At 39.7% G+C, this 12,927-nt stretch carries 13 protein-coding genes; 11 read left to right on the top strand and 2 right to left on the bottom strand.

The features are described 5' to 3' along the window. The coding region (locus A8805_RS20145; protein WP_146199465.1) for a collagen-like triple helix repeat-containing protein at positions 1-180 on the top strand (180 nt) is incomplete at its 5' end. Between the two features lie 323 nt (positions 181-503). On the opposite strand, the gene A8805_RS22800 is transcribed toward A8805_RS20145, so the two are convergent. Further along, positions 504-626 carry a hypothetical protein gene (locus A8805_RS22800; RefSeq protein WP_278321261.1) on the bottom strand — a complete coding sequence of 41 codons (123 nt, stop codon included), beginning with the start codon at positions 624-626 and terminating at the stop codon, positions 504-506. Between the two features lie 505 nt (positions 627-1,131). Here A8805_RS22800 and gndA point away from each other — a divergent pair. The 9 genes from gndA to A8805_RS20105 all read left to right on the top strand — a co-directional run bounded on the left by gndA (position 1,132) and on the right by A8805_RS20105 (position 9,732). Further along, positions 1,132-2,529, top strand: a complete 1,398-nt coding sequence (gene gndA, locus A8805_RS20140; RefSeq protein WP_109714517.1) for an NADP-dependent phosphogluconate dehydrogenase — start codon at positions 1,132-1,134, stop codon at positions 2,527-2,529. A gap of 34 nt (positions 2,530-2,563) precedes the next feature. Beyond that, positions 2,564-4,060 (top strand): glucose-6-phosphate dehydrogenase, encoded by a 1,497-nt coding sequence (zwf, locus tag A8805_RS20135; RefSeq protein ID WP_242992514.1) that lies wholly within the window; start codon positions 2,564-2,566, stop codon positions 4,058-4,060. Next, positions 4,057-4,674 (top strand): cyclase family protein, encoded by a 618-nt coding sequence (locus A8805_RS20130; protein ID WP_109714516.1) that lies wholly within the window; start codon positions 4,057-4,059, stop codon positions 4,672-4,674. Before zwf ends, A8805_RS20130 begins: the two co-directional genes overlap by 4 nt. Further along, positions 4,667-5,179: a hypothetical protein gene (locus A8805_RS20125; protein WP_242992512.1), complete on the top strand. Its 513-nt coding sequence runs from the start codon at positions 4,667-4,669 to the stop codon at positions 5,177-5,179. The genes A8805_RS20130 and A8805_RS20125 overlap by 8 nt, the downstream gene beginning before the upstream one ends. Positions 5,180-5,529: 350 nt before the next feature. Then, entirely contained in the window at positions 5,530-7,584 is a 2,055-nt protein-coding gene (locus tag A8805_RS20120; protein WP_109714515.1) for a HelD family protein, read from the top strand. 16 nt (positions 7,585-7,600) lie between these two features. Continuing rightward, on the top strand, positions 7,601-7,984 hold the full coding sequence (locus A8805_RS20115; protein ID WP_109714514.1) for a winged helix-turn-helix transcriptional regulator: 384 nt from the start codon (positions 7,601-7,603) through the stop codon (positions 7,982-7,984). A gap of 108 nt (positions 7,985-8,092) precedes the next feature. After that, positions 8,093-8,218: a hypothetical protein gene (locus A8805_RS22795; RefSeq protein WP_278321262.1), complete on the top strand. Its 126-nt coding sequence runs from the start codon at positions 8,093-8,095 to the stop codon at positions 8,216-8,218. Further along, positions 8,211-8,681 (top strand): LysE family transporter, encoded by a 471-nt coding sequence (locus tag A8805_RS20110; protein WP_242992510.1) that lies wholly within the window; start codon positions 8,211-8,213, stop codon positions 8,679-8,681. The genes A8805_RS22795 and A8805_RS20110 overlap by 8 nt, the downstream gene beginning before the upstream one ends. A 247-nt stretch (positions 8,682-8,928) precedes the next feature. Next, a complete protein-coding gene (locus A8805_RS20105; RefSeq protein WP_109714513.1) occupies positions 8,929-9,732 on the top strand; it encodes an NAD(P)H-dependent oxidoreductase in 804 nt (267 codons plus the stop codon). Between the two features lie 61 nt (positions 9,733-9,793). Here A8805_RS20105 and A8805_RS20100 read toward each other — a convergent pair whose 3' ends face one another. After that, the gene (locus A8805_RS20100) at positions 9,794-11,797 is read right to left on the bottom strand and encodes a methyl-accepting chemotaxis protein (protein WP_109714512.1); all 2,004 of its coding nucleotides are present in this window, start codon (positions 11,795-11,797) and stop codon (positions 9,794-9,796) included. A 261-nt stretch (positions 11,798-12,058) separates the two neighbouring features. Between A8805_RS20100 and A8805_RS20095 the strand changes: the two genes are divergently transcribed. Further along, positions 12,059-12,826 (top strand): LytR/AlgR family response regulator transcription factor, encoded by a 768-nt coding sequence (locus tag A8805_RS20095; RefSeq protein ID WP_109714511.1) that lies wholly within the window; start codon positions 12,059-12,061, stop codon positions 12,824-12,826. The last annotated feature ends 101 nt before the right edge of the window (positions 12,827-12,927 follow it).

Raw genomic sequence — 12,927 nt, 5'->3', positions numbered from 1 at the left:
ACAGGAGCGACGGGAGCAGACGGAGCCACTGGCCCAACAGGAGCAACAGGAGCAGACGGAGCCACTGGTCCAACAGGAGCCACGGGAGCAGACGGAGCCACGGGCCCAACAGGAGCAACAGGGGCAGATGGAGCCACGGGCCCAACAGGAGCTACCGGGACATTTATATTAGGAAAGTAAACTGACTGGAACAAAAGTCTAATTTGCTTACTCTCGCAGCTAAATACTTCGCAGCACAGTTGCCCACCGTTTGTCAGGAGTTTTTTTATTTTATAGAAGCAATACATTTATACTTCAATTTAACAAGGTCTTTCCTATAGAATAACAGTACGACTCCCCTGAACCGCATCTGAAAAGATGTTGACTTCTACATACTCCGCTGCCCGGGGGGGACTCATTGGCAAATTTCAAACTAACGCTGACATTCCCGTTTTGTATATCCTTATTATATCAACAAGTTCAATCAAAGTATTCCCAGTCAATTTGTCGATGTTTTCATACTTCTAAAGAATTTCCCAAAATGAGTTTTCCGTATCAAGTCTATTTTCAAGTTCTACCTTTTCCTGGTACAGGTTGTGTATAACCTCATTTATGGCTTTAATCTGCCGCTCGTAATCTTCTTGCATATTACGTAGCCTTTGTAAAAAATCTTATCATCTTTTCAATCCTGATAAATACTTTGTTTGCAGTATGTAATTTTGGAAAGATCTTTTTTTTGATGCGATCAATTCAGTAAGCCGTATGGACAGGTTTTTCTTTCCGGCGCTGTCCGGGTATCTCTTCTCAAAAGTTCCTACATCTACTATTTCTATGTTTACGCTTATAAAATCCTCCCCTATTTAAATGTAATCAGCAGCATATACCTTCTATTTTTGCATAGTTTAATATATACTTCTTGAACTACTAATGTTCAAGAAGGTGTGGGTTTCTGTGTACCTTATGAGAAAATGTAAATTTCCAGGCTGATACTGCTGAGATAATTGTCTTTTTTGCGTAATAAAACTCCTTTCAAATTTTGTTTTGATTGAATATAGACCTGTGAACTGCTATAATCTATTTATCTCTAAAAATTGAAGTTAACAGATAAATAGATATTTTTTGTAAAAATTTAAGAAATTGGAGGGAAATATTATGAGTAAACAGAACATTGGAATTATCGGGTTGGCTGTTATGGGAAAAAATCTCGCCTTAAATATAGCAGATCATGGTTACACCGTGTCGGTTTTTAATCGAAGCGGAGAGAAAACGGAAGAACTTCTTGCGGAGTGCGGTACTAAAAATTTAAAGGGGTATTTTACCATCGAAGAATTTGTACAATCGCTGGAGCTGCCTAGAAAAATCATTTTGATGGTGAAGGCAGGAAATGCGGTTGATGATACCATCAGACAACTGAAACCACATCTGGTGCAGGGAGATATAATCATTGATGGCGGTAATTCTTATTTTGCCCAAACTATTGGTAGAAGCAAGGAGCTTGAAGCTGACGGATTTTATTATTTTGGTGTCGGTATTTCCGGCGGAGAGGAGGGGGCACGCACGGGACCGGCGATTATGCCAGGCGGCGATGAAAAGGTATATGAATTAATCAAGCCGATTCTAACGGATATTTCTGCAAAGGTAGACGGAGAGCTTTGCTGTCATTATATTGGCAGGGATGGAGCTGGACATTTTATAAAAATGGTTCATAATGGAATCGAATATGCAGATATGCAGCTCATTTGTGAAGCATACCTGATTCTGAAAAGTGTACTGAATATGAGTGCACCCGATCTGCACGAAGTATTCAAAGAATGGAATCAGGGGGAGCTAAATAGTTACCTGATTGGCATCACATCTGATATCTTCGCCAAAAAGGATATAGATTCGAATAATTACCTCGTGGATATGATTTTGGATGTCGCGGGTCAGAAGGGAACAGGTAAATGGACCAGTCAGGTTGCACTCGACTTAGGTGTTTCCATTCCTACGATTACTGGAGCGGTTTTTGAACGTTATCTTTCTTCCGATAAGGATATCCGGGTGGCAGCCAGCCAATTGTATGGTAATGGCGTGAAACCAGAGCAAAAATCGACCGACTTTGTCGAGTCGGTGAGAAAGGCACTTTATGCCAGCAAGATTTGTGCGTATGCGCAGGGATTCAGTCTGATGCTGGAAGCGTCCAGGCATTATGGATGGACGCTAGATCTTTCCAGTATCGCGAAGATATTCCGTGGAGGATGTATTATAAGGGCCCAATTTTTAAACAAAATAGCTGAGGCATATCAGGATGAGCCGGAACTTGCAAATCTGCTTATGAACAGCTATTTTAAAGATGCGATCGAGCAATATGGGCAGGCTTGGAGGGATGTTGTCTCCACTGCAATTATCACTGGTATTTCGGTTCCAGGTTTCTCAAGTGCAATTGCCTATTTTGACAGTTTCAGGACACAGACCCTGCCCATGAATTTATTGCAGGCGCAACGTGACTACTTCGGTTCCCATACCTATCAAAGGATAGATAAAGAGGGCACATATCATACCCAGTGGTAACAAAATATAAGAACGGAGTGTGATAACTTTGAATATGAATATAGAGCATCAAGTGACAGGCTATATGTCGGCGCTTATGGTGATTTTCGGCGGGACAGGTGATCTGACGAGCAGAAAGCTGATTCCCGCATTATATAATCTGATTTACGACCAGCGGTTACCTAAGCACTTTGCAATCGTTGCTGTCGGAAGAAAAGATATGGATCATGAACAATACCGAAAAGAGATTTTTGAACAATTAAAAAAGCATTCGAGAAATAAAATTGATGAAGCGCTCTGGGAAAAGTTGAGCTGTCTTATCTACTATTTTAAATTAAACTTTACGGAACAGGCCGGCTATGAAGAACTTGGTGTATTTCTCCGAGAGTTGGACGACACCTATCAAACACGGGGGAACAGGTTATTTTATCTTGCGGTGTCACCCGAATTTTTTGAAACTATCGTGACGTATCTACGCAAAAGCGGAATGACAGCCGGAACGAAGAATTCATGGAAACGGCTTGTTATTGAGAAACCCTTTGGAAAGGACCTGAAAACCGCCCGGCTTTTAAACGGAAAGCTCCGGGAAGTATTTCAGGAAGATGATATTTACAGGATTGACCATTATCTTGGAAAAGAAATGATTCAAAACATCATGGTGCTAAGGTTCTGCAACTTGGTCTTTGAGTCATTGTGGAGTAATAAGTTTATTGATAATATTCAGATATCGCTTGCAGAAAAGCACGGGGTCGGTACCAGAGGTGGTTATTATGAACATTCGGGGGCTATGCGTGACATGGTTCAGAGCCATCTGCTCCAGATTGTTTCCCTGATTGCAATGGAAGCACCAATCAATTTAACTCCTGATGCGATTAAGATGGAGAAACTGAAGGTGCTCAATTCAATTGAGAGCTTTTCACCTAAATCGTTGAAGAATAACATTGTCTTTGGTCAGTACGGAAAGGGGGTCATTGATGGTCACCCCGTACCCGGTTACCAGGAAGAGGTTTCTGACAATTCCAATACGGAAACCTTCATTGCGATGAAGTTTCATATCAATAATTTCAGGTGGGCCGGGACTCCTTTCTATGTTAGAACCGGAAAGCGCATGGGTGTACACGCGGCTGAAATCGTCATCCAATTTAAATCGCTGCCGGATATATTGTATTTCAGCAATGATACTGAACAGGAGCCAAACTTGCTTGTCATCAAGATCCAACCGAATGTTGGCGTGTTTTTTCAATTTAACACAAGGGATTTTAATACAGATAGGGAGATTATGTCTGCAAATATGGATACTAGCCATACCAGCCATGCACAGGGAAATACGCCAGAAGCCTATGAAAAACTTATTCTGGATGTAATCAAAGGAGAATCAACCCTGTTTGCGAGCTGGGATGAGGTGGAAGCATCATGGATGATAGCCGACAGAATCATTGAATACGGGAGACGGAAAAAAATCAAGCTCCCCAATTATGATGCCGGCTCGATGGGTCCGATTCAGTCCTTCGAGCTTCTGGCACGAGATTGTAGAAAGTGGTGGAATATATGAAAATACTTGATATTTCTATGCCAATTACAGAGAATATGAACGTCTATAAGGACGATCCGGCAAAAAGACCGGTCATTACGGTGGTCAGCGACTTTTCAAACGGTTCGGCGCATGAAACGAAGATTGAGATGAATGTACACACGGGTACGCATATCGATATGCCGCTTCATATGCTGGAAAACGGTCAGACAATAGAAAATATTAATTTAGAAAAGGTATTCACAAAATGCAAGGTATTCGATTTTGTGCATGCAGAGGAGAAGATTTCTGAGGAGCACCTGTCCGGAAAAACGATTTCAGAAGGGGACTTCATTCTATTGAAGACAAAAAACTCATTGGTAGAAAATCCGGGTAAAGATTTTATTTATCTCGACAAATCGGGTGCAGAATATCTTGCCGGTAAAAAGGTGTGCGGAGTAGGGATTGACAGTCTCGGCATAGAGCGGAACCAGCCTGGTCATGAAACCCATAAAATTCTGCTATCTTCAGAGATTGTGATTTTGGAAGGTCTCCTTCTGAAGAATATCGAAGAGGGTGAATACTTCCTTAGTGCGCTGCCGATTAATGTGCCGGGGGCAGACGGTGCTCCAGTGAGAGCAGTACTGTTTGCTTAAAGATTTACTAGTTTTGCAGTTTCCTATTATTAATGTCCCCACCGGAGCAACAGGGCCAACAGGTCCGACTGGCGCCACGGGAGAAGTCGTTTTGGCTTATGGATCATTAAGAGGAGCTAACAACGAAACACCTGGAGCAACATTCACACCCGTCACATTTAGTATTGTTGGACCTTTATCGGGTACAGTCACAGTTAGTGGATCAGGCAATGAATTAGTGGTGGGAGAAAGTGGAATCTATCAAATAACGATATCGATTAATGCTGAAGCTACTACTGATCCAGATCCGGATCAACCATATCTAAATGCTATTATTACTGTAAATGGCGGACCGGTTTTTGGCGATACCACTACTTTTTTCAAGATATCTAACAGAAGCAGTTCAACCTTTGTCGCTCAAGCCGCCCTGACAGCAGGAGATGAGGTAGGAGTAAGTATTAGTACAGATTTTCCAGCTCTAGGTTATGTGAATCGCTCTTTGACTATTGTTCAATTAAGTGATTGACAAATTTTAAATATACAGTGAGATTAATGATTGAATAAGATGCCGCTATTTGCCGAACGCTGCTGGATATTACAGCAGCGTTCAGCTCTTTTGTTTCTGGATTTAATTATCCGAATAGAATAGTCTGCAGTAATTTGAGATTCAAATTGAAAATAACTGTAAAAGGAACGGATATGCGTAATATTCTATAAAATGTCATAGAAATCATGATATTGTGCGAAAAAAAGGCGTCTCTCAATGGGCGTACCTTATCTACATGATAGCACAGAGAAAATAAAAAGTCTATTATTCTTTTGATTTTCTTCTATACTTAGGGTATATTCAAGTAAGAAGAGGAGAGGTAAGAGATTATGGTCAATCCCAAGGAAACAGATGAAAGAAAGTATTTGGATGAAGTTCAGGAGATGTTAGAAACTGCGCTGAACGAAACAAACCGGAAAATAAATAATTATTCAAAAGATATATTAGAGATTAAACGGTATATGTATGAAAATTTGGCTCAGTTTGATGTGGCTGAAAAAGCGGCAAACAGAATTGAAGTTTCTGATAATATTATGTTTGGAGAAAGCGCTATTAAAGTGCGGGAGCAGCTTCAGAAGTTAATTCAGTCCCCGTATTTCGGAAGAATTGACTTTGCCGAGACAAAAGAAGAAGGCGGTGTATTTTATATTGGTGTACATTCTTTTGTTGATCCGGTAACTTCCCGGCACATAATTTTCGACTGGCGTGCTCCTATTTCAAGTATTTTTTATGATTTTGAAATCGGTTCAGCTTTTTATGTGGCTCCTGCCGGAAAAATTGGCGGGTCACTAACGCTAAAGCGTCAATACAAAATTAGACAGGCTCAAATGGAGTATATGATTGAGAGTTCTCTGAATATCGGTGATGAAATTTTGCAAAAGGAATTGAGTCAGAATTCCGATGACAAGATGAAAAACATTGTAGCAACAATTCAAAGAGAACAAAACGCTATTATCAGAAATGAGGATGCGAAAGTACTGATTATACAAGGAGCTGCGGGTTCGGGAAAAACATCAATTGCGCTGCACCGGGTTGCGTTCTTACTGTATCGTTATAAAGAAACGTTAATGTCAAAGAATGTTTTGATTATTTCTCCTAACAAAGTATTCGGCAACTACATTTCAAATGTCCTGCCGGAATTGGGAGAAGAGAATATATCAGAAACGGATTTTGATGATATTGCAACAGATATAATTGGAAAGAAGTATCAATATCAAACATTTTCTGAACAGGTGGAAAGGTTATTGGAGAATGAGGATGCTGAAATGATTGCCAGAATAAAGTTTAAGGCAGCTGCTCTTTTCACAGAACAGCTCCAGACCTATTTAGAATATGCTGATGAAACTTATTTCACTCCAATAGCTTTAAACTTTGGGGACTTCTTTGTATCCCGTCAAGAATTACTTTCCAGCTACCGCACGTTTAAGGGGATGCCAATTAAGATGCGGTTACGGAAAATAGCAGATAATCTGATAGCAAAATATAAAAGAAGTACAAATAAAAAATTAGATGCTCCATCATCAGGACAAATCAGAAACAGTATAAAAAAAATGTTCCGGTTTTCAGATGCACTTTCACTGTATCAAGATTTTTACCGCCATATAAATCAGGATGATATGTTCTGTTTTGCAAGAAAAAATACATTTGAATTCTGTGATGTTTACCCTTTTATTTATACAAAAATGTATTTTGAAGGTGGAAAAAGAGATTACAAAGGGATACAGCATTTGCTGGTTGATGAAATGCAAGATTATACCCCCATACAATATGCAGTCTTAGCTAAGCTTTTTTCCTGTAAAATGACTATTTTGGGCGATAGCCATCAAAGTGTTAACCCTTACAGCTCCTCTACTATGAAAAAAATTCAACCATATTTTATTGGATGTGAATGTATGGAATTGAATAGAAGTTACCGTTCAACCATTGAAATTACCGAATTTGCGCAAAGAATTTTAGAAAACACAAAACTAATTCCTATTGAACGGCATGGTGACGTTCCAACAATAACAATACATCAGACGTCTAAGGAGCAAATTGATAAAATACAGCATTTGATAGAGGAATTCAAGCAATCTGAATATATTTCGTTGGGCATTATATGTAAATCACAGAAACAGGCAAGATTAATATTTGAACAACTTCATGCTATTTATGATAATATGGTTTTATTGGATTTCGAAAGTAAGGAGTTTCGGGATGGTATTGTTATTACCTCTGTTCATATGGCTAAGGGACTTGAGTTTGACCAGGTAATTGTTCCGGAAGTTTCGGAGGAACTTTATAAAACCCAATTAGACAGAAATCTTTTATATATTGCCTGCACAAGAGCTATGCACAGATTGGATTTAACCTGCTGCGGCAGTAAAACGAAGTTTTTGGATTAAAATAAGGAGAGCAAAGATGAAGTATGAACCAAAAGTTGAAAAAGAAATCATGTGCCCTATTGAATACGGGCTTGATATATTCGGAGGTAAATGGAAGTCAAGAATTATTTGTGTCTTATCATCTGCAGAGGTAATGAGGTACAACGAAATTCGAAAAGAACTGGGGAATATTACGGATGCAGTCCTTTCTGCAATGCTGAAGGAATTAATAGCAGGTGAACTTATCAGCCGTACACAATATAATGAAATTCCTCCTAAGGTGGAGGACTCACTTACACAAAAGGGAACGTCGGTACTTCCAATTCTTCAAAGCATTTGTCAGTGGTCCAGAACTCATACATTGGATAATTTAGATAAAAAGCTGCCTCCATGCAGAACTTGTGAACAGCTTCAGTCTTAAGCTATGAAATTTATTAGTAACTTATAAATTTCTTAATATCTTTACTCTGACAAGTCTCTTTGTTATAGTTTGAATACGGTTAAAGTAAATGAATAACAGACAGATTAAATGGAGGTATGGAATATGAATGTAAAAGCTTATCTTGACAGTGACATGTTTAAGAATGACGTTGCTGTTGGTTTAAGTCCTTTATGGAGTGCAGATCCTGATGTAAGAATCTATACGGTTGCTTAGTATTGGCATGATGGGAATACAGGCACTCTCAAGTTTTATCATTTATGCTATTATAAATGCTTTCACTCCCGGACCCGGCAACTTACTTGCGCTAAATACAAGTGTACGTGTAGGATGGAAAAAAGGCAAAAATTTATTATGGGGTATTTTCGCGGGATATTATGCCGTACAGATTTTATGTGCCATATTGATATATGGAATGGATAGATATTTAAATCCCATTATGGAAATTATGAAATATGTTGGGGCCATTTACATCTTATGGCTGGCAATCCATATTGCAAGAAGTGAGCCGGATTCGGGTGAAAATAATCAAAAGCCATCTTTTTGTACTGGGTTTATTCTGCAATTTGTTAATGTAAAAATTTATTTGTTTGGTATTACAGCTTTAACAGGATATATATCAGGCATTTCCGAGTTATTAATCTTATACTTGCAGCAGCATTGCTGGAATGTGTTGTAAGTTTACTGATGATTTAACCCAGAGCAGCTCAACCGGAAAGGGCTAAAGATTTGAAGAATTTGTGAGCGGATAATCCGCTCATTTTTTTGTTGTCATCAGCAATATTCTATGCACTAAAAAATTAAATAAGCTCTATATTGACTGTATAAGATGGGCATAGTATAATCCTTTTCAAAAGAAGGTTAATCTGATAGAAATATAGTTTGTTTTCTGAAACTTAAAGTGACAATAGAAGAAGGGGGATTTAATGAAATATCTGATTATCAATGGAAGTCCACGTAAAGGAAATACATGGAGATTGGTGGAACTGGTCCGCCAGCAGATTATGAGTGCTTCTCCAGCTTCTGAGTTTCAGGAGATCCATCTTGCAAAAGCAAATCTGCCCTTTTGTGTTGGCTGCAGTGCCTGTTTTAGAAAGGGAAATGAACATTGTCCCCACCGCTCTGTTATGGATGAAATTATCGCAGGAATGAATTGGGCAGACGGTATTATTTTCTCAAGCCCAACCTTTAATAGAGCACCTACGGCACTAGTAAAAAATCTATTTGACCATTTGTGCTATATGTTACATAGGCCGCACTTTTTTACCAAGAAGGCCCTGGTTATAACAACAACTGGAGGTGTTGGTGCAAAAGCAGCTGCCAAAAGTCTTGCGGCAGATTTAAAGGGCATTGGTTTTAATCGTGTGTATTTGCTTCCGGTCATCACGCATAGCTGGAATGACTATTCCATAGATGATAAAGCAAAACGGCAGAGCAGTAAGGTTTTCCGGGAGTTTCTCATGGATGTTGAATCTGGGAAAATGCATCCTCCCTCTGCCCTGCTGATGATTCCTTATAACCTGTTTCGCGGCATGTGCTTATCTAATGGGCCGGGTACAGAGTATCCCACTTATGATGGTATATACTGGATGGATCCGGTGCGGGCAAAAAAGTATTATGATTCTGCCATCCCTGTACCTTTTTACAAAAAGCCTGTTGGAGCATTTTTTTATCAGGTCGGCAAATTGGGGGGCAGGATGGTCCCTGTTTCTTACAAAAAGAACAAGTAGCATCTTTGCCGTGCCGCATAACCAATGAGCCGGGCTGTATAGTCTGTTATAATTGAAAACTTTAATATTTTTCCGGGGGAGATACTTTTTCCGCATCTTCCTTCCAGGCTTGCAGCTTAAACCGGTCCACAATGTCATTCAGCCTGGCGCTTTGTGCACTTAACTCCTCCGCGGAGGCGGCGCTTTCCTGTGCTGTAGCACTGTTTGTTTGAACCACCTCTGTAATTTCCACAATACTTTGAGTAATTTCGGCAATCTCAAGATGCTGCTGTTCGGAGGCTGTGCAGATTTTCTGCATGATTACCCCATCTCCTTCGGTGATGGCTCCGGCTGTTTCAATCTCTTTCACTGCCCTTCTGGCTACTTCAACTCCACAGGATACCCCTTGGATACTATTTTCAATTAACTGGGCTGTTTCCCGTGCTGCTTCGGCACTTTTTTCTGCCAGACTGCGTACTTCGTCTGCGACAACGGCGAAGCCTTTGCCTTGTTGTCCTGCACGGGCGGCTTCTACCGCCGCATTCAGTGCAAGAAGGTTCGTTTGAAATGCAATATCATCAATTACCATGATTACTTTGGCAATCTGTTTACTGCTTGCTTCAATATCGGTCATAGCTTTAGCAGTGCTCTGCATGGATATCATACTTTCTTTTACCAGCCTGCCTGCATTATTTACATCATTCATAGCATCAGTGGCCAGCTTTGTATTGGAGTCTGCATGTGCATTGATTTCATTTATGGTTATAGACAAATTTTCCATAGAAGCTGATTGCTGAGAGCTTCCTGAAGCTAGAAGCTGAGCACCTCCGGCCACCTGGGAAGCACCGAAGGATACTTGTTCCGCTACTGTACGCAACTCTCCCATCAACTGGTTATAGTTTTTAACCAGTTGGTTGATTTCTCGGTTTACAATGTCCTTGCTGCCCCGGATAGGAAGAGAGACGGTATAATCTCCCTGGGCAATACAATTGATGGCCCCGGCTTGTTCCCGGACATTTTGAATCATCTTATGAAAGGCTTCCGCCAGAATTCCAGTTTCATCCTGTGACTTTATGAGAATGTTAACATCCACATCTCCCTGGGCAAGGCTATTTGCCGCATCTGCAAGCTGCACAATGGGGCGGGAAATTGACTTGGACAAGAGTGTGCCGGCTATAATGCTAAGTACAGTTACAATACCAAGAACGATAAGGCCATTTATTTTAATTGCATTCACCGTTTGGTATGCTTCATTTTTAGGCTGCGTAACAGCGATAGACCAGGAAGTACCTTCAACGGGCATGTAATGAATCAGTTCCCGTATTTTATGATATACATGTTCACCTTTACCTGACAGTCCCTGGATCATCTTTTTTTCAGACTCTACCAGGCCCTTAAGAGAGGAGTCATTTTTTACTTCGTTAAAATCATTTAGCTGGCTTTGTACCATATCCAGGTCGGTGGAAACGACAGTCGTCCCGTCATTTGTAATGGCAAATACTTCAATATTTTCACCCAGACTCTGTACTGAAAAATTGTGGCTTAAATAAAGAGCATCTGTATCAAGAGTAATGACACCCGCAAAGTTGCCCCCGTTATCATAATAAGGCACAGCATAAACAATCAGTAAATTACCGGTAGCTCTTGAAATAAAAGGGTCTGAGACTATCTTTTTTCCCTGTGCCGCTTCCTGGTAATAGGAGTCGGCTGAAACATCCAGCTCTACACCGGAAGATAGAACTGCCCTCCCTGTGGTATCGGTAATAGCGCAGGCCTGATAACCTTTATCTTCATTTGCCTCCACAAAAGAAGACAGGCCTGCAGCACGTTCTTCGAGGGATAATGATGTATCTTTAATCATAGGCATATTAGAAATTGCTTCCAGTGCCGAAAAATTTTCTTTTAACTTGATTTGAATCTGCTCATGTGCATTCAGCAGGCTGGTTTCCATTGTGGATGGGACCAGCTTAGAGAATGAACGTTGAAGCAGAAGCAGGTTAGCAGTTTGAATTAAAAGAACGCTGGTTAATGCAACAAGAATAATATTTGCAATGAATTTTATACGGATGGATTTAAAATGCATCATCCTTACCTCCTACATTTTTCTCTGATGTAATCATATATTTACCTACAATAAACAGAGTAAAATACTGGGAATTATTTATGGCAGTATACGTTGTGAATTGGCCTTTGTACGTAATTAATATACAATGGAAACACAAAAAGTAAATATTGAAAGACTAAGTTTGAATCTTTCAATATTTTGTTCGGGCTTGACCTTTCTACTTCTTGACATTATGATAGAACCATAAATTTCAGATGATGAAGAGAAAGGGCGAGACGGAATATGCTGAAAATAGCCTTATGTGATGACAATTCAAGAGCAATCAAGCAATATGCAGAGTTAATCTCTCAAATTTCCAAAAAGCATCAAATAAATATGGAGATTTCCTGTTTTGATAACGGAGAAATTTTACTTTTTCATTATTCTGATGTACTAAAGGAAACAGATATTATTTACTTAGATATCATGATGGGAAAGATAGACGGGATGGAAACTGCCCGAAGGCTGCGGGAATGTGGCTGTAAGGCCCAGATCGTCTTTTTAACCAGTTATGAGGATTATGTATATGAGGCATTTGATGTGAATGCTGTTCAGTATTTGTTAAAAGAGAATACAAGTACTGAAAGGTTTGAAGAAGTTTTCCTTAAGGTGGTAGAACTGGCATCGAAAAAAGAAGAGGAACTTTTTACTTTTGAGTTTGATGGAAAAACAAGTGTAATTCCGATTCATCAGATTTCTCATTTTGAAATTTGGCAGAGAATTGTAACGGTTTATTATGATAATGGTAAGTCGGCAAAGTTTTATAGCAGCATGACACAACTGGGAGATAAGCTTTTAGGAAAAGACTTTGTACGGGTGCACCGTTCATATCTGGTACATCTGCCCTATATTGTAACTTTCCGGCAGCAGAATATATTATTAAAAACCGGGCAGTCCATTCCTATTGGGGTCACTCATGCACAGTCCCTTAAAAAAGCATTTTCGGAGTATATTTCCCGTTTTCATGTCTATTATACCAGGAATGTAGATAAGAAAGGAGAGATGTCATGATATATCTTGTCATCTCAGTGGTCATCCTGTATTTTTTCTCCTTCCTATTTTATTACAAAAGGCTTTTTCCTATACAGAAAAGAAGTGTGCTTCCGTTCTTA

Origin of the sequence: Faecalicatena contorta (genome assembly GCF_003149105.1) — a bacterium.
In the GTDB taxonomy this organism is placed as follows: Bacteria; Bacillota; Clostridia; order Lachnospirales; family Lachnospiraceae; genus Muricomes; species Muricomes contortus_C.
The sequence above is the reverse complement of the archived record's forward strand: the minus strand, read 5'-3'. Positions and strand labels throughout refer to the sequence as shown.

Excerpts from the sequence above, each read along its gene's own strand:
- A8805_RS20130 (WP_109714516.1), top strand. The coding sequence starts at position 4,057 with ATGAAAATACTTGATATTTCTATGCCAATTACAGAGAATATGAACGTC.
- A8805_RS22800 (WP_278321261.1), bottom strand. The coding sequence starts at position 626 with ATGCAAGAAGATTACGAGCGGCAGATTAAAGCCATAAATGAGGTTATA.
- A8805_RS20115 (WP_109714514.1), top strand. The coding sequence starts at position 7,601 with ATGAAGTATGAACCAAAAGTTGAAAAAGAAATCATGTGCCCTATTGAA.
- zwf (WP_242992514.1), top strand. The coding sequence starts at position 2,564 with ATGAATATAGAGCATCAAGTGACAGGCTATATGTCGGCGCTTATGGTG.
- A8805_RS22795 (WP_278321262.1), top strand. The coding sequence starts at position 8,093 with ATGGAGGTATGGAATATGAATGTAAAAGCTTATCTTGACAGTGACATG.
- gndA (WP_109714517.1), top strand. The coding sequence starts at position 1,132 with ATGAGTAAACAGAACATTGGAATTATCGGGTTGGCTGTTATGGGAAAA.
- A8805_RS20100 (WP_109714512.1), bottom strand. The coding sequence starts at position 11,797 with ATGATGCATTTTAAATCCATCCGTATAAAATTCATTGCAAATATTATT.
- A8805_RS20105 (WP_109714513.1), top strand. The coding sequence starts at position 8,929 with ATGAAATATCTGATTATCAATGGAAGTCCACGTAAAGGAAATACATGG.
- A8805_RS20095 (WP_109714511.1), top strand. The coding sequence starts at position 12,059 with ATGCTGAAAATAGCCTTATGTGATGACAATTCAAGAGCAATCAAGCAA.
- A8805_RS20120 (WP_109714515.1), top strand. The coding sequence starts at position 5,530 with ATGGTCAATCCCAAGGAAACAGATGAAAGAAAGTATTTGGATGAAGTT.